The following is a 21574-nucleotide window of genomic DNA, read 5'->3' as shown; positions in this document are numbered from 1 at the left end:
TATTCAAAGAATATAACCTAGGGAGGATATGAAAATGAAAAAAATATTATCACTTATTATGGTAGCAGCTTTAGTTTTAAGCATTGGATTAACAGGATGTTCACAAAAAACAGCAGAAAAACCTGCAGCAGAAACACCTGCAGCACAAGCACCGGCAGTTGAAAAACAAACTTTAAAAATGAGCGTTACAGCATCTGACACATCAACATGGGCAAAAGGTGCAGCAAAATTTGCAGAAATAGTTGCTGAAAAAACAAATGGTCAAATTGAAATTAAAATTTATCCAAATGATCAGCTTTCAGGCGGTAACCAGAGCAAGGGTATAGAAATGCTTATGTCAGGTTCAACAGACTTCACATTCCACTCAAACATCATATATTCAGTAATGGATGAAAGATTTGGTGTTGTAAGTCTTCCTTTCTTAATTCCTGATGTTGAAACAGCAGACAAGATAATTGACGGAGCCGGCGGCGAAGCTCTAAATAAAATATTGCTTGAAAAGAACATTGTAGGTCTTGGTTATGGACAAAATGGTTTCAGACAGCTTACAAACAACGTAAGACCTGTTGAAACTCCCGCAGATATTGCTGGAATGAAAATAAGAATACCTGGAATTAAAATGTTTATATCTCTCTTTAAAGCATTGGGTGCTGACCCTATAACAATGAACTTTGGAGAAGTATTCACAGCATTGCAGCAGGGAACAATAGACGGACAGGAAAATCCTCTTGATACAATTGCTTCATCAAAGATAAATGAAGTGCAGAAATATATGACAGTTTGGAACTATTCATACGACGTAATTATTCTTGGTATGAACAAGGATAAGTTTGAAAGCTTTGATCCTGCAACTCAACAGATATTACAAGATGCAGCAAAAGAAGCATGCTTGTATCAGAGACAAATAACAAGAGAATTAGATGCAGTTCATACAAAGAATTTCATTGACGGCGGTGTTAAGGTAAACGAACTTACACCTGAACAAATGGGCGTGTTTAGAGACAAAGTTCAGTCAGTATATACTGAGTATGAACCAATAATGGGCAAAGAACTCATGGATATTTTCAGACAAGCAAAATAAAATAGCATAAAAATAAGTCCTGTTAAGGACTTTAGACTATTGACAAACCTATTTTCCATAAGTTGTAGGGGCGGATCTTGTAGAGACCACTGAAAAAGTCTATTTTGTCATCCTGAACGTTAGTGAAGGATCTCATCTTTTGTTGAAAACATGAGATTCTTCGAGCAAGCTCTCAGAATGACAGCGAATAAATGTATAGTTTTTCAGTGACTTCATCTTGTATCCGCCCGTGGTATAAATTCAACAATTTTGTTATCTTCGAGAGGACAGCAGTCTTCCCTACACTATTGAAACAAATTTGTCATCATCATAATAAGTCCTGTTAAGGACTTATTTTTATACGTTAACCACCATTACAGGACAAGGTGAGGCTGAAATTACCTTCTGGGTAACCGAGCCTACAAAAAAGCGTTCAACTTTTGAAAAGCCTCTTCTTCCAATTACTATGAAGTCAAATTTTTCTTCAGCTGCAAGCTTTACAATTTCTTCTGCAGGCACTCCCACGATTACTTTTTTATTAATCCTGAGATTTTCTGTATCAATGTTTCTTACCAGAATATCAAGCATTCTGCCTTCTTCAACAATCAGTTGCTTCAGCATATTTTTGCGGTTTGCTATAAATGCATTTTCTACGGTCATTCCAAAATATGAATATTTGTCTTCTGTGGGAAGATTTGCAACTGTTATGAATGTAAGTTCTGCATCAATTAATTTTCCAACGGATACTGCTTTTTCTGCTGCTTTTTTAGAAGCTTCAGAACCATCAATAGGTATTAATATTTTTTTCATAGGATCCACCTTCCATTATTTATCATATATATGTTATTCATGAACTACAAGAACCGGGCAAACTGCATCTGACACAACTCTGTATGCCACGGAACCCAGAAAGAAACGTTTAACCTTTGTAAATCCCCTCTGACCGATTACAATCATGTCATAATTTCCTTCTTCAGCTTCTTTTAATATTTCTTCATAGGCAACTCCGGCAATCACTTTTTCACTTGTGTGAACATCGCTTAAATCAAGGCTGTTTATTATAGAATCCAGCATTTTCTTTTCGTTTTCTTTCAGTTTTTCCTTTAATTTTTTCATGTCAGGATCTATCAGCACTCCAAACTTGTTGTATTTTGATAAATCCGGTTCCAGTATTACAGTTATAAATGTTATGCTAGCACCAAATTGTCTGGCAATTTCAGCTGCCTTCACTGCCGCCTTCTGGGAAGCGGTTGAACCGTCCACAGGGACTAATATTTTTTTCATGGCTTCCTCCAATAAAAAGATTGCTTATTATACTTATACCGTAATTTATTTGTTGTAAACAAAATTGTTCTTAAAAAATACAAATTTTTAATTAACTTGTTCTAAACAACAGGATTTAAGTGAATACAAAGATTTACGGATAAATTAATATATTGAGGAGGTTTGATGACTGTGATATAATTTATAGGCCAAGAGTTAAATATTGCGGAGGAAAAATGGAATTATTAAACACACTTAACGAAAAACAAAGAGAAGCTGCGGCTCATGACAAGGGTCCCATACTTGTAATAGCAGGTGCCGGAACAGGCAAGACTAGAGTTCTTACTCACAGAATTGCTAATTTAATAGGCACAAACAAGGCAATGCCCTGGGAAATTCTTGCCATTACGTTTACAAACAAGGCAGCAAATGAGATGAAGGAAAGAATATCACAGCTCATTGATTATTCGGTTGATAAAATGTGGATTGGAACATTCCACTCTATTTGCGTCCGCATACTCAGAAGAGACATTGACAGAATAGGCTATGACAGAAATTTTATCATATACGACACCAGCGACCAGAAAACACTCATAAAAGACTGCATCAAGGAACTAGACCTGGATGTTAAAAAATATAATTCAAATGTTATTAAATCAATAATAAGCAACGAGAAAAACAACAGGGTAAATCCAGACAAGTTCACTTCTGAGCATTACGGCAGCTTTTATCACAGAAATGTGGGAGATGTATATGCTCTTTATGAAAAGAAGCTTAAATTAGCAAATGCCCTTGATTTTGACGACCTTTTAATAAAGGCCCTGGAACTTCTTGAAAGAGAGCAGGATGTAAGGGATTCTTATCAGGAAAGGTTCAAATACATCCTTGTGGACGAGTATCAGGATACAAACAACATTCAGTACAATCTTGTTAAAATATTGGGAAAGAAAAAAGGCGGCGAAAACAACGTGTTTGTGGTGGGAGATGACGACCAGTCCATTTACGGCTGGAGAGGCGCCGACATAACAAACATCCTGAACTTTGAAAATGATTTTGAAGGAGCCAAGACCGTAAAGCTTGAAAAGAATTACCGCTCTACAAATGTTATTCTAAGTGCTGCCAACGGAGTAATCAAGAACAACAGCCAGAGAAAGGGAAAAAATTTATATACGGATTTTCAGGATGGCAATTTAATAAGAATTTTTGAAATGGACAATGAAAAGGACGAAGCATTCACTGTTGCTTCTCTAATGAAAAAGGAAAACAGGGACAACCATGTTGAATATTCAGACATGGCTGTTCTGTACAGGACAAATGCCCAGTCAAGAGCGCTGGAGGAAGGACTGATTCGGGAAGGAATTCCTTACAAGATTGTAGGCGGACAGAAGTTCTATGAAAGAAAAGAAATTAAGGATCTTGTGGCCTACCTGATGCTCATCTACAACCAGAAGGACGGACTTAGCCTTGACAGAATAATAAATGTGCCTAAGAGAAAAATAGGGGCCAGGACAATAGAAATATTGACAGAATGCGCCAATGAAAATGGCATATCAATGTTTGAGGCATGCTTTGAAGCCAGTGAGCTTGGTCTTACTCCATCAGCATCAAAAAGCATAGGTGATTTTGTTTCCATGATGGAAATGCTCATGATTAAAAAGGAAGTGATGCCTGTTTCAGAATTTATACAGGCAGTGTGGGAAGACACCGGGTATAAAAACATGCTTATGGAGGATGATACCATTGAAGGAAGAAGCCGTGTGGACAACGTGGATGAATTTCTTTCTGCAGCAAAGGATTTTGAGGAAAGATACGAGGAAAACACCCTTGAGGATTTCCTCGCCCACATTTCACTTCTTGCAGATGTAGATAAAACCGAGGAAAAAGTTGACTGTGTAACGCTCATGACAGTCCATGCTGCCAAGGGTCTTGAATATGATACTGTGTTCATAACAGGCCTTGAGGAAGGAATATTTCCCATAATCCATCAGGACGAAGAAAGCGACGATGATATTGAAGAAGAAAGAAGACTATTCTATGTGGCAATAACCAGGGCCAAAAGAATGCTTTACATTACTCATGCCAATGACAGAATGCGTTTTGGAAATCATGAGATGAAATCAAAGTCAAGATTTCTGAAGGAAATACCTAAAGAGTGTATAGAGGAAGAAAATCCTCTTGCATTTGCTGCAAAGAAATTGGAAATGATGGATGAAGCATTCGGTGGCTTTAGAAGCTCCGATGGCAGCACCAGGAAAAAACCGTCGTTTGTGAAGGACACGTTCTTCAAGGGAAGCTCAACCTATGAGGAAGATAAAAAGCCACGCCTTAAGTCTGACAGCATAGAGGCAGGGGACAGAATAATGCATAAGGCATGGGGAGAAGGAACTGTAGTACAGTTAAAAAAAGACGGCAGCACGACAATAGCTGTCATTGCATTTGAAAACAAAGGAATAAAAAATGTCATTTTAGGCTATGCTCCAATTGAGAAAATACAGTGATGAAGGTGCAATATGGATAAACTTCAATTAATGAAAGAAAGAATAGAGATATTAAACAAGGCAAGCAAAGCATATTACCAGGAAAACAGAGAAATAATGTCCAACCTGGAATACGACAAGCTATATGACGAGCTTGAACAGCTGGAAAAACAAACAGGTACCGTGCTGTCAAACAGCCCCACAATTCATGTTGGATATGAGCTTTTATCAAACCTTCCCAAGGAGCGCCACGATAAGCCCATGCTTTCCCTTGATAAAACAAAGGAAGTTTCTGCACTGAAAGACTGGCTGGGACAAAATGAAGGGATGCTTTCATGGAAGCTAGACGGCCTTACAATAGTGCTCACATACGAAAACGGCAGCCTTATAAAGGCAGTTACAAGAGGAAACGGAGAAATAGGCGAAGTCATAACAAACAATGCCAAGGTATTTGTAAATTTGCCTGTGGTTATACCTCATAAAAAAACGCTCATATTGCGCGGTGAAGCAGTTATAAGCTACAGCGACTTTGAAAAAATCAACAGTGAAATCCCGGATGCAGATGCAAAGTACAAAAATCCGAGAAATCTTTGCAGCGGCTCTGTGAGACAGCTCAACAACAAAATCACAGCTGAAAGGAATGTGCGTTTTTATGCATTTTCCCTTGTAAGGGCTGAAGGTGAGGAATTTTTAAACTCAAGGATACAGCAGGTTGAGTGGTTGAAAAACCAGGGATTTGGAACAGTGGAATACAAGAAAGTGAATGGGGATAGCATTGAAGAGGCTGTAAGGTGGTTTGCGGAAAATGTGACTGAGAATGGTCTTCCATCTGATGGATTGGTTTTAACATATGACAACATTGCATACGGGGAATCTCTGGGGGCAACTGCCAAATTTCCAAGGGATTCAATTGCATTTAAATGGCGTGATGAAATCAAAGAAACAAAACTGCTTGAAATTGAGTGGAGTGCTTCAAGAACAGGGCTTATAAACCCAATAGCTGTGTTTGAGCCTGTGGAGCTTGAAGGAACAACCGTGAGCCGTGCCAGCGTTCACAACCTAAGCATTATGGAAAATCTTGATCTTGGCATAGGCGATACCATAACAGTTTACAAGGCAAACATGATAATTCCACAGATTTCTGACAACATCACAAGAAGCGGTAATATTTGTATACCGGACAGCTGTCCTGTTTGCGGTGGAGAAACAAGGATTAAAAATGATAATGACATAAAAACCCTTTACTGTATGAATGATGATTGTCTTGCAAAGCAAATAAAATCTTTCACTCATTTTGTAAGCAGAGATGCCATAAACATAGAAGGTTTGTCGGAAGCAACTCTGGAAAAGCTCATAGCAAAAGGGCTTATAAAGGAACTTGCAGACATTTTCCATGTGGAAAAATTCAGAGATGAAATTGTGGAAATGGAAGGTTTTGGGGAAAAATCATTTAGAAACCTTTCTGCAAGCGTAAAAAAAGCAAGAAAGACAACGGCAGCAAGACTTCTTTACAGCCTTGGCATACCAAACGTTGGACTTTCAAATGCAAAACTCATAAGCAAAAAATTCGGCAACAACTGGAGCAAAATTCAAAATGCATCATTTGAAGACCTGATTGAAATCGGCGGAATCGGGGATGTAATGGCAGGTAATTATGTAAAGTTTTTCAATGATGATAAAAGAAAAGTTGTAGTTGAAGATCTCTTACGGGAAGTGGAGCTTGAAGAAGCTGAAGAAAACAATGAACCTCAGGTTTTCGAAAATATTAATTTTGTAATAACAGGCTCTGTGGAACTGTTTAAAAACAGGGACGAACTTAAGGAAGAAATTGAAAAAAGGGGAGGAAAGGTCACAGGAAGCGTAACAAGCAAGACGAATTTTCTTATAAATAACGACAACCTTTCCAATTCATCAAAAAATAAAAAAGCAAAAGAGCTTGGAATTAAAATAATCACAGAAATACAGTTTGTTGAGTGGCTCAACAACGGTAGTACCGGAATAAATGCATAGAAATATAAAAAGCTTTATGAATTTCATAAAGCTTTTTTTAATATGAAAGATGCTGAATTAAATCATATGACATGCAACTTTATGAAAATTGCCATAGGATTTGAGAGGAGGGATTGATTCACGGCATATAGATTTTGCATTTGGGCATCTTTCAGCAAATCTGCAGCATTCCTGTGGATTTATGGGGCTTGGTATTTCTCCGTTAAGCATAATCCTTTGCTTGTTTTTTGCTATATTTGGGTCTGCTTCAGGTATTGCAGACAACAGTGCCTTTGTGTAAGGATGAATAGGGTTTTTATAAAGTTCCACAGCATCTGCCTGTTCTACAATCATCCCGAGATACATAACTATTACCTTGTCTGATATGTATTTGACCACGCTTAAATCATGGGCTATGAACAGGAATGTAAGTCCTCTGTCCTTCTGCAGTTTCTTAAGCATATTGAGCACCTGAGCCTGAATTGACACATCAAGAGCGGATATGGGCTCATCACATACTATGAATTTCGGGTTTACTGACAATGCTCTTGCAATACCTATGCGCTGTCTTTGTCCTCCTGAAAATTCATGAGGAAACCTGGACATGTGGTCTCTGTTAAGTCCTACAGCCTTTAAAAGACTTTCTATTTTAACATCCAGTTCTTTGTCGGATATTTTTTCATGAAGCTTTATTCCTTCACCAACAATGTCCTTAACGGTCATTCTGGGGTTTAATGATGAATATGGATTTTGAAATATCATTTGCGTATTTTTGCAGTATTCAAGATTTTGTTCATTGCTTTTGACATCAAATATGTCTTTTCCGTTGTAAAGTACAGTGCCCTTAGTTGGCTCATAAAGCTTTACCAGGCATCTGCCTGTTGTAGACTTTCCGCATCCTGATTCTCCCACCAGACCTACTGTTTCTCCTTCATAAATATCAAAAGACACATCTTCAACAGCCTTTAATGTTTCTTTCTTGTTTAATTGAAAATACTTGCTTAAGTTTTGCACCTGAATGAGAGGTTGTTTTTCAACTGTCATTGCATCACCTCATTTTTCAATTTTTTCTTGCAAGGTAAATCTATAGCTTTTGCATATTCATGCTGCAGCCAGCACATGGTTCTGTGGTTGTCAGTTAATTGGTATTCAGGCGGCATTGCTTCATAGCATATTTCCATAGCATATTCACACCTTGCAGCAAACGGACATCCGGCAGGAGGTGAAAACAAGTCAGGGGGAGTGCCTTCAATTGGTTCGAGCTCTTCATCCTTTTCTGTTTCAAGACTTGCAATTGAGCACAGAAGTCCTGATGTGTAAGGATGCTTTGTGTTGTAGAATATATCATCAACCATTCCTCTTTCAACAATCTTACCGCCGTACATGACAAGCACTCTGTCGCACATTTTAGCTATTACTCCCAGGTCGTGAGTTATAAGGATTATTGATGTATTTAACTTTTTTTGCAAGTCTCTTAGCAAGTCAAGAATTTGCGCTTCTATGGTAACATCAAGTGAAGTGGTTGGTTCATCGGCAATGATGATGCTTGGGTTGCCCACAAGGGCTATTGCAATCATGACCCTTTGTTTCATACCTCCGCTCAGTTCATGAGGATATTGATTGTATCTTCTTTCTCCATCTGAAATACCCACCAGCTTCAATATTTCCAATGCTTTTTCCTTCAATTCTTTTTTGTTGTACACATTTCTTTGAACAAAAATTTCTTCTATTTGTTTACCGATTTTCATGGTCGGATTTAATGATGTCATGGGGTCCTGAAATATGAAACCTATTTCCACACCTCTTATTTTTCTCATTTCCTTGTCTGTCATGGTTGTTATTTCATTTCCCTTGTATTGAATGGAACCGTTCTCGAAAAATCCCGGTGGTTCTGGATTAAGTCTTACAAGGCATTGTGCAGTAACGCTTTTTCCGCAGCCTGATTCTCCGACAATTCCAACAATCTCGCCTTCGTTTACATCAAAGTCCACCCCTCTTACTGCCTTTACAACTCCGCCGTATGTGCAGAAAGAAAAACTCAAATCTTTTACTTCCAATATTTTTCCCATTTTATCACTTCCTTTTCTACTCTGTGCCTCTGAGCCTTGGGTCTAGTGCATCTCTTAGTCCATCACCCAAGAGATTTAAAGCAAGCATGGTTGTACAAATGAAAAATGATGGTATAAAAAGCTGGTAAGGATATATTCTAAGCATTTTAACACCTGCTTTGGCAAGAATTCCCCAGCTGCATTCAGGAGGGGCAATTCCAAGACCTATGTAGCTTAAAAATGCTTCATTGAATATTGCCTTTGGTACTGCCATTGTAAGATTTGTAATTATTAATCCCATTACGTTTGGAATTATGTGTTTCACAATGATTGTAAAGTCGTTTACTCCGAGGACCTTTGCCGCTGCAATGAAATCCTGTTCCTTTAGCCTCAGCACCTCACCTCTGACAAACCTGGCTGTTCCTATCCATCCGACTATGACCATTGCAACAATCAACGATGTTATCCCTGTTCCCAGCACAACCATTACAAGTATTGCTACAATAAGGTAGGGGATACCGTACAAAATGTCTATAATTCTCATAAGAACTGAATCAAGCGTTCCTCCGTAATATCCGGATATACCGCCTACCAGTCCTCCTATTACAGTGTTAAGTATTGTGGAAATGAAACCTATTGCCAGGGATACTCTCGCGCCCCTCCATACTCTTGTCCACAAGTCTCTGCCAAGCTCATCCGTGCCAAACCAGTGGGATGAAGAAATAAATTGATTCATTCGCGATGAATCTATGTCGTTGTAACCGTATTGGCTGATAATGGGCCCGAATATTGCCAGTACAACGTATATTATAAGTATTATCAAGCCGGAAAATGCGACCTTGTTTTTCTTTATTCGCCTCCAGGCATCTTTCCAATATGTAAGATTAGGTCTTGTGATGGATTCCATTTTTTCCGAATTTTTCCCCACAGTTGTAAACTGCGACCTATTAAATGATGATTTAATGTCTTCCATGCTGCACCTACCTTCCTGAAACTCTTATTCTAGGATCTATTACACCATATAGTATATCGACTATCATATTTGCCAGAACGAGGAAAGCACCGTAAAAAATTGTCATTCCAAGTATCAGTGAATAATCAAGATTCTGAACGCTTTGAACATAATATTTTCCCATTCCCGGTATAGCATAAATTGATTCGATTACAAATGTTCCCGTCAGTACGCTTGCCACAGTGGGACCAAGAACAGTTACAACGGGCATGATCGCATTTCTTATTTGATGTTTGTATGTTATTCTGAATTTGGATATTCCCTTTGACTTTGCAGTCTTTATGTAATCCTGCTGAACAACTTCAAGCATACTTGCTCTCATAAGCCTGGAAACCATGGCCATTGTATAAAAACCAAGAGCTATTGACGGCAATATTGTGTGCTTGATTCCCTGGTATTGTGCAACGGGAAACAGCCCCCATTTTATACCGAAAAAATATTGCAGCAGTGCTCCTATTATAAAATCAGGAACAGAAGTTCCTATTATTGCAATTATTACACATACATAATCAAGCTGCTTTCCCCTGTAAAGGGCTGCAATAATTCCAAAAACAAGGCCCAAAGAAATGGACAAAGACAATGCTCTCATTCCCAAATCAAATGAGTACGGAAATGAGTCAGCAATAATTTTATTTACAGACTGGTTCACATATTTCATGGAATATCCAAAGTCACCTTTTACGATGTTTTTCATGTAAGTGAAATACTGCTCAATCAGCGGCTTATCAAAACCATAGTAACTTTCAATGTTTGCTTTTATTTCTGGCGTCATCTTGTCGCTTGAAAAAGGGTCTCCCGGCATGAGTCTCACGAGAATGAATACAATTGTAGCCAGCACCCATATTGTAACAAAAGAAATTATAACTCTTTTAAAAATATATTTACGCACATAATCACCTCTTTTTAATATTTCATGTTCCGGAATTAAAATGATAGTTTAAAGTTCTATGAGGTCTCTCACGGAGCTTGTCAGCACTTCATTGCCATCACTGGTAATCAGTACCTGATCTTCTATTCTTACTCCGCCCCAGTCAGGTATATAAATTCCGGGTTCGATGGTTATTACGTTATTTTCTTTTAATATTTCATTTGAACGAGGACCCATAAAGGGTATTTCATGGACAAACAAACCTATGCCGTGACCTATTCCATTGTAGTGATACTTAAAGTATTCTGTGTCTTTTATTGCTTTCACTGAAGCATTGTACACATCAGTTGCATGTGTTCCTGCTTTCATCATTGCTGTTGAATCTTCAAGCATTTTCTTTTCTAAAGCATAAACTTCTTTTTGCTTGTCTGTAGCCTTTCCTACAACCACGGTCCTTGTCATATCTGAAAGATATCCTTTGTAGCCGCAGCCGTAATCCATAAGAACGAAGTCACCGTATTCAATAGTTTTATTTGAAGGAATTCCATGAAGCAGGGACGTCCTTTTTCCTGAAATCAATATGTTGCCGTAGGGCTTTGTGTCTGCTCCTTCCATAACCATGTAATGGGATAGATTTGATGCCAATTCCTTTTCTGTTACTCCAACTCTTATGTCTTTAATGATTCTTTCAAATGCTCTGTCTGCAATCTGGCAGGCAGCGCGTAGATTGTGAATTTCTTCAGGTGTCTTGATTGACCTGAAGTTTTCTATTATTCCGTTCAAGGCAACTGCTTCAGCCTTATTTTCAAATGTAAGTTCTTTGTATATGTTGTATGTTACAAAATCTCCTTCAAATCCGAAGTTCTTTATGGACGTTTTTTCTATTGTTGATTTAATGGCATCAGATAATGTTTTTCCATGCTCTCTCCAGTTTACTATTGTAAAATCCGGACATTCCTGTTGAGCTTGTTCCGTGTATCTTGGGTCAGTTATAAAGAATTTTTCCGTATCTGTAATGAACAAATATGAATCTTCACCGGTATAGCCGCTCATATACCTGACATTTTGAGGCCGTGCTATAAAAAAGCCTCCTATTTTGTTTTCGTTTAAATAACTAATCAGTTTTTCAATCATTTGTTTCCCCTCATTTATTCAATATTTAAAAATTAAAGATGATTCTTTTAGAATCATCTTCAATTATCTTACTCAAATTATTCTGCAATATCAGCATACAGGTAGTCATAGTTAATGCCTACAAAGTATGTTTCAAAGCCTTTAACCTTAGGATTTAAAAGCATTGCGTTTCTTCTAAGCTGAAGAGGAACGATTCCGCCGTCTTCAAGCAATGTTTTTTCAGCATTAAACAAGGCTTCCATTCTTTTAACAGGATCCGCGTTTGTCAAGGCATCTTTTATGTATCCGTCATAAACTTCACTGCTGTATGATCCATGATTGTATGGAGAACCTGTTGGCCACAATTCAAGGTATGACATTGGATCAGGATAATCCGGAACCCAACCTGTAACAACCATTTCAAATTCATGATCTGATTCCATCTGAAGTCTTTGCTTGTACGGAACCTGTCTTATTGTAACTGTTATTCCAAGTGCTGTCTGAATTTGATTTTGTAAAACTTCAGCTTCTATACGTGTACGTTCTGCATCAGTAGTCAAAAGTTCAATATCTATTTTAGCAGGATCTGTAACACCAAGTGCTTCCATGGCTTTAGCCAGGTGTTCCTTTGCTTTTGCAGCATCACCCTTCAGAGGAAATGCTTCATATGGGTATTCATCACCGTAATCGCCGTTTATACCTTTAACCTGTGGCAGCACATATCTTGTGTTTGGCTGATACAGGTTTTGGCTGCTCAGCAATATATAATCTTCACGGTTTAGTGCATAGTTTATGGCAAGTCTAAGGTCCTTGTTGCTCAATTCGCAGCTACCGTCCATGTTCAGCTTCATGAAGTCGTTGGCTCCGTCATTGTAATATATAACCTTATCCTTGTAATTACTTAGTACTTCTGCAGGAACATTGACCTGATCCAGCTCGCCTTGCTCAAACATGGCAACTGCAGTCATTGGGTCTGTAACTGTGAGAATATCAACTTCGCCAAGTTTTATTTCACCGGCATTCCAGTAATTTGGATTTTTTTCAAGTATTATTCTGTCCTCGTGTTTCCATTCTTTTACTATGAACGGACCGCTGTAAACATTCTTATCGGCATCAGCTGAAAAATCTTTTCCATATTTTTCAACAAGGTCCTGTCTTACAGGGCATAGCTGAGACATTGAAAGCATGCTCAGGAAATAACCGGTAGGATTGTTAAGCTCAATTGTTAATGTCTTATCATCTACAGCCTTAACACCAAGTTCTTCTACAGCCATTTTGCCTGCATTTATATCGCCTGCGTTTTTAATCAATGAAGTAACTAAAAATGAATAGTCGCTTGCAGTGGCAGGATCTACCAGTCTTCTCATGGCATATTCATAATCTTGAGCTTTTATTTCAACACCATCGCTCCATTTTGCATCTCTTAAATGGAATGTATAAGTCTTGCCGTCTTCTGAAATATCATAGCTTTCAGCCATACCAGGTTGTATTTCGCCAATATGATTTCTCATTAAGCCTTCATAAATATGAAAGCCCACAGTCGAGCTTGGTATGGAATTCATAAGCTGCGGATCCAATGTGGGAGCGTCAGCAGTCAGTGAGTATCTCAGCACCTTCTTGTCAGGAGCAGTTTCTGAGGGTGTTTCGGCAGCAGCGTCTGCTGGCTTTGCTGGTTCCTGTTTTTGTCCCGGTGTAGAACATGCAGCCATTCCTAAGCACATGGCAATTGCTAAAAACATTGATATTACTTTCTTTAATTTTAACATTTTCCCCTCCATAATTGATCAGATTTCAATAATTATCTTATTGAGTAGTAAAATAAAATCCTAAGTAACCTCCTAACTTGTCTTAGTGGTTTTTGTAAATGCATAAACAATGCCATAAGATGCATAACAATAAAAATAAGGCATTTTAAGGAAAACGTTGCGTTAAAAAAGGCATACCTTTCGTTTGAGTTTATAATAAAATGTTGAACTAAACTACGAATTTTTCTGAGTATATTTTCTTATAGAAATTGACAAAATTATTGACATAATATGTAAAATATTCCGTCATATGTAATAAAAAACAGCAACAAAAAACCCCCACTAAGGGGGCTATTTGATATCAATACATATTTCTCAAAAGTCTGATTCTTTCTTCAATGGGCGGATGGGTTGAGAACAGCGATGCTAAACTGTGCTTAGGGTTGAAAATATAAATTGCAAGCATTTCATCTCCTCCAAGATCTTCAACCTGTTCTTTTGAATAATCGGTTGAACTTCCGGAAATTTTCTCAAGAGCATCTGCAAGCCCTTCTGAGTATCCGCATAGCCTTACGGCGTTTGCATCGGCAATGTACTCACGTTTTCTGGATATGGCAAGGTTTATGAGCTGTGCCAGCAGCCTGATTACAAATGAAAGAACAAATCCCGCAAGAGCAATCACGGCAAAAGCTGCAGCTGCATTTCCGCTACCGGAGTCTCTGTTTGAACGCCTTCCTCTTCCGCCGAAAAACATGTTGTACCTAGCCATTCTGAATAGTATTCCTCCAAGGATTATGGCGGCACTCATCAAATAAATGGATACGGTTGAAACAAGTATGTCCCTTTGAATTATGTGGGACATTTCGTGAGCAAGAACACCTTCCATTTCAGGTTCATCAAGTATATCAATGAGACCTGTTGTAACTCCAATATAAGAATTTTCAAGTTTCAAACCAGCCGCAAATGCATTTGGTGTGCTTGTTGGTATGATATAAACCTTGGGAGGATTTTTAAGCCCTGCAGCCAGTGACAATCCTTCAACAATATTTGCAACTCTTCTTTCTCCTGGATTTGAAGTGTCTATTTCCTTCCAGTTTGTTCGTGAACCGATCATTTTAGAACCTGTGAGTATTTGTATAGGAAGAAGCACCAAAATAATAAATGCAGCAATTCCTGCTCCAAGAACCACATTGTCTGCATAGTAACCTATGGAAAGGGACAGTATGATTATGAGCACAATGTAAAAAATAATCAGCAATGCTGTCTTTACTTGGTTGCTACGAACCTGTTCATGAATAACTACATGATTTTCCAACGTTTATCTCCTTTATAACTTGCTTATTCTTATGTTGTCAGAGTATTCTCTTTCTTCTTCGGTTATTTCATAAGTGTTTTCTTTTGTGAATCCAAGCATTCCTGCAAATAATGATGACGGGAATGTCTGTATTGCAGTGTTGTAGTCAACAACTGCAGTGTTGTACCTTGTGCGTGCATATGCTATTTTGTCTTCAACATTTTTTACATCGTCCATGAGGTGAAGAAATGATTCGTTTGATTTTAGCTCAGGATAGCTTTCAGAAATGGCCATAATAGAAGGCATCATTTTTGAAATGCTGTCATTTGCAGCCATAACCTCGTCCTTAGACCCTGACATTATCTTTGCTCTCATACCGATTATTTTCTCCAAAGTTTCACTTTCATACTTTGTCTGCATCTTTATGGTATCAACCAGATTTGTGAGAATGTTTGTTTTTCTTTTAAGCTGGACGTCAATGGATGCCCATGCTTCAGTTATGTAATTTTTCTTTCTTATAAGGCCGTTGTACATGAGAATCAACCAAACAGCCAGTATAACTACAATTCCTATGAATATTTCCATTTTTACTACCTCCGTTTTTATATTATCACTCTAAAATTAAACATTTCTTAATTAATTACAATATATCACAAAACAACAAAAATGATAAGATAGTAATATATTTTCAATACTCATATTATTCTATGTAAGCTGCTAATCTGTCTGCAGACAGTCTTATGCAGTAGGATTTTTCTATTATTGAATCCAGGTATTTTTCAAAAATATTTATAATTGATTTTTCTGTAGAATAATAAAAATTATAAGATGTTTCATCAGTATAAATGTCTGTGTTGCCCACTGCAATTGACGAGGGAGTTAAAAAAATAGAAGGATTGTTGCAGCACAAGTTGTTGAAATCAACAGTGTCCGATATGGAATAAAATCCTATGTTCTCGTTTTCTCTCATGCAGTTGCATATGTTCAAAATATGTTCTTTAACCTGTTCCTTAGTAAATACATGTTTTTTTCCGCCTATTTCAATTCGTCCTGTACTGACATAGTGCACAAGAAGTGACTCGTAAATTAAAACTTTAACATTGTTGTGTTTTGTGTACTTTTCAAAAATATTGCTGACCTGATCAAGATATTCAACATGTTCTTGCCATTCTGCACCTTGTAAGTTAAGTTCATTGTTATCAATCAATGTGCGTACAATACTCTTTGGAATTAATATTGCAGGTGATTCCGAAAACAATATTCTTTCATTGTCCTGTAAAAACTGATTTAGCTGGACGTTGGTTTTTCTAAGAGAAATGGGCATGGCATAGCTCAGTATTTTTTCCATGTGTCGAACAATCAGGTTGTAGCTGTTTGATAAGGATTCTATGTACATTTCATTGAAGCTGTAATAACACAGGAAAGCTACATTTTCAAGGCTGACTACATTCATGGCAATTATGTCGTTTATAACGAGAATCTGGGGAGTTTCTTCTTTTTGCCTATATATATTAAATTCAATAAAGTATTTCCCTGAAGTCAATGAAAGAAAATTGTTGCAAAATATCAGCGGGTCGTAGGAATATCCTTCAAATGAAGCACACATGTTTATTTTTAAGCTTTCCAGTTTCATTTTATGCAATTTGGAAATGATGTCTTCAATATGATATTCAAACTTCTGAAAAAGATTTAAAGTGGTGTTGATGGTTATATTCTTCACTCCTGAATAATCAAGCTGCTGTATAACTTCCACTATGAGATTTGTAACATCTTCTATAGATGTTATAAGGGAAATATTTTTATTCATGCTATTTTCCAGTTTTGACAATCCCATATCTGAGTGGTAGGCATTTATAAGATTTTGCTTTATTTTATCTTCGTTTTCACCGACGGAAAGCATTTTAGCCAGCTTGTCACAAATAAAATCAATACTTTTTTGTGAAGGCAGATTTTTTCCTGATATCCACTTGCTTAAGTATGTTGGATCATATCCTAAATTTTCTGAAACAATTTTTTCCTTTGTTCCTTTTTCTGCTATTAGCTTTTTTAAAACAGTTCCAAATTGATTATTCATTAAATACATTCCTTTCAATTGATTAAAACTCATTAAAATCGCAATCGTTTGCTTTCTAAATATATTATAACATAAAAATGATTGCAAGAGATAATATTTGTGTAAAATTGAAAAAAATGAATTCAATTTAATTCATATAAGTTCTATAGAATTCAATCTATTTTGGTGTTAGCATAAGATTATGAGGAGGTCAAACAGCAGAAAATTCAGCTAGCATAGGATAACGTATGCTTTTATCCGAAATTATTAAATGAAAAATCGATTAAAAAAGTAACAGAATAATAAAAGGAGGATACTATTTTGGAAAGCAATAAAATTACTATGGACGATAATAAAGTAAATATAGCTCAAGTTATAGCAATTGGCGGGGCTTTCATGGGGTTTGTAATAGGTTCAAGCTTTGCTTCAGGTCAGGAATGCTTACAATATTTCTCAGGTCATGGTGTATGGGGAAGTATTGGAGTAGGAATAATTGCAGGTATACTATATGCATGGTTTTGTGTAACTATTATTGAGGATGGTAGAAATTTAAAGTTGAAGCAAACAAATAAAATGTTTGAATTTTACCTTGGAAAATATTTGGGAAAATTTTGCGAGTGGTTTACACCAATTATGTTGTTCCTAGTATTTGCATTAATGATTTCAGCGGCAGGTTCAACATTTGAAGAGTATTATGGACTTAATGGTGATATCGGAAGAATAATAATGATAGTTGCTTCACTGGTAACAGTTCTGTTAGGGTTGAAAAATTTAGTTAATATTATTGGGTATATTTCTCCTTTTATCTTAATAGGAACAATAATAATAGGTATTCTTGCTATTTTGGATAATCCTCAAGGCATTAAAGAAGCAGATCAAATTCTTAATACCATTGAAGTTAAAAATAATTTTAACAACTGGTTCATTTCCGGGTTATTATATGCATCATATACAGTAACCGGAGTTGTTCCTTATCTTTCAGGTATAGGTGCCACTACAGCAACTAACAAAAAAAATTCATTGTTGGGCGGTCTTTTTGGAGGAATAGCATTTATAATTGCAGTTATGATTTTAAATTTCGGATTGCTTGCTAACATTGGAAATGTATATAGCTTAGAGATTCCTTCACTGTTCGTTGCAGCTAAGGTAAGTCCGTTATTCGGACAAATATTTGCAGTTATGCTTATTTTAGGTATTTATACAACTGCAGTTCCAATGATGTTTACAGCCTGCAACAAGGTATCAGAAGATGATAAGAGCAACAAATTTAAAATTGCAGCAATTATAACAGCTATATTCGGTTTCTTCGGAGGGCAGTTGTCATTTTCCACAATGGTTGGAATTATTTATCCAATTTCCGGTTATGTTGGACTTATTATCTTTGCAGGAATGATATATACTAAATATATTAAGAAAAAAAGTTATAAGGATTTTTTAGATAAAATAAACGAAAAAAGTGCTCATTAAAATAAAGTAAAAAATATTAGGAGGAAGAAAATGTATAATTTTGAATTGACAAGAGAGTTTGCAAGAAATCTGGATAAGGAAGACAGACTGGCTAAATTTAAAGAACGATTCTACATCAATGAAGGTGAAATCTATATGGATGGAAATTCATGCGGTCTGTGCAGCAAGGATGCAGAAGAAACATTGTTTAAGGCCCTGAAGGCCTGGAAGGAATTAGGAATAGGCATTTGGACAAAGGGCGGATATTTCCTGTATCAGGATACACTTGGCGCTTTGATGGCCCCTCTTTTAAATGCAGAGCCTGAGGAAGTAACATGCGGAAACAGCACTACAGTCAATGTTCACCAGGGTATTCTTACATTCTATCACCCAACACCTGAAAGGAATAAAATAGTCATGGATGACATCAGCTTCCCTTCAGACAAATATGCTGTAATAAGCGATATCAGAGCTGCAGGATATAATCCGGACGAATGCTTGAAGGAAGTTAAAAGCCGTGACGGAGAATTCATATATGAAGATGACATAATTGAAGCCATGACTGATGATGTATGCATAGTATTGCTTCCTTCAGTTCTTTACAGATCAGCCCAGCTTGTGGATATGGAAAGAATTACAAAGGAAGCTCATAAAAGAGGAATTTATGTTGGATTTGATTTATGCCATTCAATTGGAGTTGTGCCTCATGATTTCAAGAAAATTGATCCTGATTTTGCGTTGTGGTGCGACTATAAATATTTAAGCGGAGGCCCCGGTGCCATTGCAGGACTTTATATAAATAAGAAACACTTCAACATGAAACCGGGACTTGCAGGATGGCAGGGAAACAGGAAGGATACTCAGTTTAATTTGTACCAGAGCTTTGAACATGCAAAATATGCAGGAGGCTGGCAGATTGGTACTCAGCCTATTTTATCCATGGCGCCCCTTGAAGGTTCATTGAATATGATCAATGAGGCAGGACTTGAAAACATAAGAGCAAAGTCATTGAATATTACGGCGTACTTGATGTACCTTATTGATGAAAAATTAGCGAAATATGGTTTTGGAGTAGGAAATCCAAGAGAAGATGCAGTTAGAGGAGGTCACATTGCATTGACACACGATGATGCCCTGAGAATCAACGAAGCATTTAAAGCTAACAAAATAATACCTGATTTCAGATATCCTAATGTTATAAGATTAGCACCAGCACCTTTATACAATTCATATGAAGATGTTTATGAAATGGTTGAAAGAATCATAAAGATTATGGAAAATAAAGAATATGAAAATTATGAAAACCAAAATCGCGAAGGTCTGACAAATAATATTTAGATAATAAAAACCTTAGGTGGTATAGTTTTTAATAATATTGATTATAAAGGAGGGGACTGCCCTCCATCGGGCGGACACAAGGTCCGCCCCTACAATGTGTATAAAAATTTGGTTTATCAATTGTCTCAGATGCTCCCTTAGGGGGTGTTTTTGTTTTTTGAATTTAGATGACTTAATGACAGATTTGTGATAAAATTGATTTTGGAGGGGATGTTTATGGCATATAGGATATTTTTATATTTCGGGCTAATGGCGTTTGGCTGGTTTCTGAGCAGCAGAGGTCTCATCCATAAAAGACTCATGAACAAGATATCTTTGGTTCAGACGTTTTTCCTGTTTGGACTAATTTTCGTTATGGGTATTAGAGTTGGAATGGACGAGCAGGTTATTTCTTCCATAGGGGAAATAGGTTTCAAGGCATTTATTTTTGCTGTATCCACATGCAGTTTCAGCATTTTGTTTGTTTATATTGCACGTAAGAAATTCATCAATGATGTGAACATAACAGGAGGCAGAAATGACTAAGAAAATATTGCTTGTGCTTGCTGTGGGAGTTTTATCGGGGTTGTTCATCATTCCTGACAGTTTATACAATTCTACCGGAATTTTACTTGACGTCGGCCTCTGCATGCTTCTTTTTTCAGTGGGAGTGGACATTGGAAGCAACAAAGATATTTTTAAGAATTTGAAAAATGTTGGATTTAAATTGTTGATTGTGCCTGCTGCAACAGTGCTGGGAAGTTTATTTGGAGGAATTTTGTGCAGCATTTTGTTCAAAATGAATTTATTCGGTTCGCTGGCAGTGGCTTCAGGTTTTACTTGGTATACATTGTCGGCTATAATAATCACTCCCGTATCAGCTGAACTGGGAACAATAGCATTTTTGACAAATGTGTTCAGAGAATTAATTGCATTTATAAGCATTCCATTTATAGCAAAACACATTGGCTATCTTGAAACAATAGCTGTGGGCGGTGCCATAAGCATGGACACAGGACTTCCCATAATAACCAGGAACACAAGCCAGGAAGTTGTAATAATATCTTTTATTAGCGGAATAATCATATCTCTCATGGTGCCAATACTGGTTCCAATTTTTGTAGGATTACTATAATAATTAAGAGTTAAGAATTAATAAAAACTATATTATGATTTAATATAGGACTATGTAACATTTTATATACGTTTAGAAAGGGTGTTAAAATGACCAGAATTTATTTTACAAGACACGGCGAAACTGAATGGAACAGGCAATTCAGATTTCAAGGAAACAAGAATTCCGAACTTACGGAAAAGGGAATTTTGGCAGCGGAGCTTTTGTCAAGCCGAATCGAAGGAATAGAGCTGGACTGCATAATTTCAAGTCCTCTTAAAAGAGCCTACCATACTGCAGAAATAGTAAGAGGAAGCAAATCAATTGATATCATAAAGGATGACGGCTTCAGGGAAATTAATTTGGGCGATTTTGAAGGAATGCGCTATGATGAAATTAAATCAAAAAGAGGCGAAACTCTCAGCGAAATTGAAAACGACCCATTTAATAACAGATATCCAAACGGAGAAAATCTTTTTGAATTTTATAAAAGAGTAGAAAAGTCATTTAAGGATGTAATTGAAAATTACAGAAATAAAAATACTTTGATAGTTGCCCATGGAGGAACAATCAAATGCATTGAATCATATATAAGAAATTTCCAGATAAACAAGGACTGGATGGGAACAGTGGTTAAAAACTGCAGCCTATCCTGCATTGAGGTTGATGAAGACAACAATATCAAAGAAATTTTCTATAACGACACAGAACATTTAAAAGGAAGCTTAGCACTCAGTTAGTGTCGATTTTTATATTAATTGCCCGGGAAATAGAA

At 36.9% G+C, this 21574-nt stretch carries 19 protein-coding genes; 8 read left to right on the top strand and 11 right to left on the bottom strand.

Annotation, left to right across the window (positions count from 1 at the left end; translation table 11 throughout):
• Positions 1-34 precede the first annotated feature (34 nt).
• Complete coding sequence (locus LY60_RS06005) at positions 35-1081, top strand: DctP family TRAP transporter solute-binding subunit (RefSeq protein ID WP_246145384.1); 1047 nt, start codon at positions 35-37, stop codon at positions 1079-1081.
• A gap of 336 nt (positions 1082-1417) precedes the next feature.
• Here the strand turns inward: LY60_RS06005 and LY60_RS06000 are convergent, their stop codons facing one another.
• Together LY60_RS06000 and LY60_RS05995 are read right to left on the bottom strand one after the other, a co-directional pair.
• Positions 1418-1870, bottom strand: a complete 453-nt coding sequence (locus tag LY60_RS06000) for a universal stress protein (RefSeq protein ID WP_145081369.1) — start codon at positions 1868-1870, stop codon at positions 1418-1420.
• 33 nt (positions 1871-1903) lie between these two features.
• Complete coding sequence (locus LY60_RS05995; protein WP_145081366.1) at positions 1904-2344, bottom strand: universal stress protein; 441 nt, start codon at positions 2342-2344, stop codon at positions 1904-1906.
• A gap of 215 nt (positions 2345-2559) precedes the next feature.
• On the opposite strand from LY60_RS05995, the gene LY60_RS05990 reads away from it, so the two are divergent.
• Both LY60_RS05990 and ligA read left to right on the top strand, forming a co-directional pair.
• Positions 2560-4821 (top strand): ATP-dependent helicase, encoded by a 2262-nt coding sequence (locus tag LY60_RS05990; protein ID WP_145081363.1) that lies wholly within the window; start codon positions 2560-2562, stop codon positions 4819-4821.
• A 12-nt stretch (positions 4822-4833) separates the two neighbouring features.
• On the top strand, positions 4834-6810 hold the full coding sequence (ligA, locus tag LY60_RS05985; RefSeq protein ID WP_145081360.1) for an NAD-dependent DNA ligase LigA: 1977 nt from the start codon (positions 4834-4836) through the stop codon (positions 6808-6810).
• Between the two features lie 57 nt (positions 6811-6867).
• Here the strand turns inward: ligA and LY60_RS05980 are convergent, their stop codons facing one another.
• From LY60_RS05980 to LY60_RS05940, 9 genes are all read right to left on the bottom strand, one after another.
• Positions 6868-7833: an ABC transporter ATP-binding protein gene (locus LY60_RS05980; protein WP_145081357.1), complete on the bottom strand. Its 966-nt coding sequence runs from the start codon at positions 7831-7833 to the stop codon at positions 6868-6870.
• Positions 7830-8858, bottom strand: coding sequence for an ABC transporter ATP-binding protein (locus LY60_RS05975; protein ID WP_145081355.1), 1029 nt, complete (start codon positions 8856-8858; stop codon positions 7830-7832). Before LY60_RS05975 ends, LY60_RS05980 begins: the two co-directional genes overlap by 4 nt.
• 16 nt (positions 8859-8874) lie before the next feature.
• Positions 8875-9810, bottom strand: coding sequence for an ABC transporter permease (locus LY60_RS05970; RefSeq protein ID WP_145081352.1), 936 nt, complete (start codon positions 9808-9810; stop codon positions 8875-8877).
• Positions 9811-9817: 7 nt separating this feature from the next.
• Positions 9818-10738, bottom strand: coding sequence for an ABC transporter permease (locus LY60_RS05965; RefSeq protein ID WP_019229116.1), 921 nt, complete (start codon positions 10736-10738; stop codon positions 9818-9820).
• A 48-nt stretch (positions 10739-10786) separates the two neighbouring features.
• Positions 10787-11851: a M24 family metallopeptidase gene (locus LY60_RS05960; RefSeq protein WP_145081349.1), complete on the bottom strand. Its 1065-nt coding sequence runs from the start codon at positions 11849-11851 to the stop codon at positions 10787-10789.
• Positions 11852-11928: 77 nt separating this feature from the next.
• Positions 11929-13596: a peptide ABC transporter substrate-binding protein gene (locus LY60_RS05955; RefSeq protein WP_170226118.1), complete on the bottom strand. Its 1668-nt coding sequence runs from the start codon at positions 13594-13596 to the stop codon at positions 11929-11931.
• Between the two features lie 340 nt (positions 13597-13936).
• Complete coding sequence (locus LY60_RS05950; protein ID WP_019229119.1) at positions 13937-14890, bottom strand: M48 family metallopeptidase; 954 nt, start codon at positions 14888-14890, stop codon at positions 13937-13939.
• Between the two features lie 12 nt (positions 14891-14902).
• A complete protein-coding gene (locus tag LY60_RS05945; RefSeq protein ID WP_019229120.1) occupies positions 14903-15454 on the bottom strand; it encodes a LemA family protein in 552 nt (183 codons plus the stop codon).
• 115 nt (positions 15455-15569) lie between these two features.
• Complete coding sequence (locus tag LY60_RS05940) at positions 15570-16943, bottom strand: helix-turn-helix domain-containing protein (protein WP_145081344.1); 1374 nt, start codon at positions 16941-16943, stop codon at positions 15570-15572.
• Positions 16944-17243: 300 nt separating this feature from the next.
• On the opposite strand from LY60_RS05940, the gene LY60_RS05935 reads away from it, so the two are divergent.
• The 5 genes from LY60_RS05935 (at position 17244) to LY60_RS05915 (ending at position 21539) form a co-directional block, all read left to right on the top strand.
• Entirely contained in the window at positions 17244-18389 is a 1146-nt protein-coding gene (locus tag LY60_RS05935) for a YkvI family membrane protein (RefSeq protein WP_145081341.1), read from the top strand.
• A 30-nt stretch (positions 18390-18419) separates the two neighbouring features.
• Positions 18420-19706, top strand: a complete 1287-nt coding sequence (gene kynU / locus LY60_RS05930) for a kynureninase (RefSeq protein ID WP_145081338.1) — start codon at positions 18420-18422, stop codon at positions 19704-19706.
• A gap of 216 nt (positions 19707-19922) precedes the next feature.
• Positions 19923-20231, top strand: a complete 309-nt coding sequence (locus LY60_RS05925) for a DUF340 domain-containing protein (protein ID WP_145081335.1) — start codon at positions 19923-19925, stop codon at positions 20229-20231.
• Positions 20224-20820, top strand: coding sequence for a LysO family transporter (locus LY60_RS05920; protein WP_145081332.1), 597 nt, complete (start codon positions 20224-20226; stop codon positions 20818-20820). The genes LY60_RS05925 and LY60_RS05920 overlap by 8 nt, the downstream gene beginning before the upstream one ends.
• Positions 20821-20909: 89 nt before the next feature.
• Positions 20910-21539 carry a histidine phosphatase family protein gene (locus LY60_RS05915; RefSeq protein ID WP_145081329.1) on the top strand — a complete coding sequence of 210 codons (630 nt, stop codon included), beginning with the start codon at positions 20910-20912 and terminating at the stop codon, positions 21537-21539.
• Positions 21540-21574: the final 35 nt, after the last annotated feature.

The sequence above is a fragment of the Sedimentibacter saalensis genome, from assembly GCF_007830175.1.
Classification (GTDB): domain Bacteria; phylum Bacillota; class Clostridia; order Tissierellales; family Sedimentibacteraceae; genus Sedimentibacter; species Sedimentibacter saalensis.
This window is presented reverse-complemented; position numbering and strand designations above follow the sequence as displayed.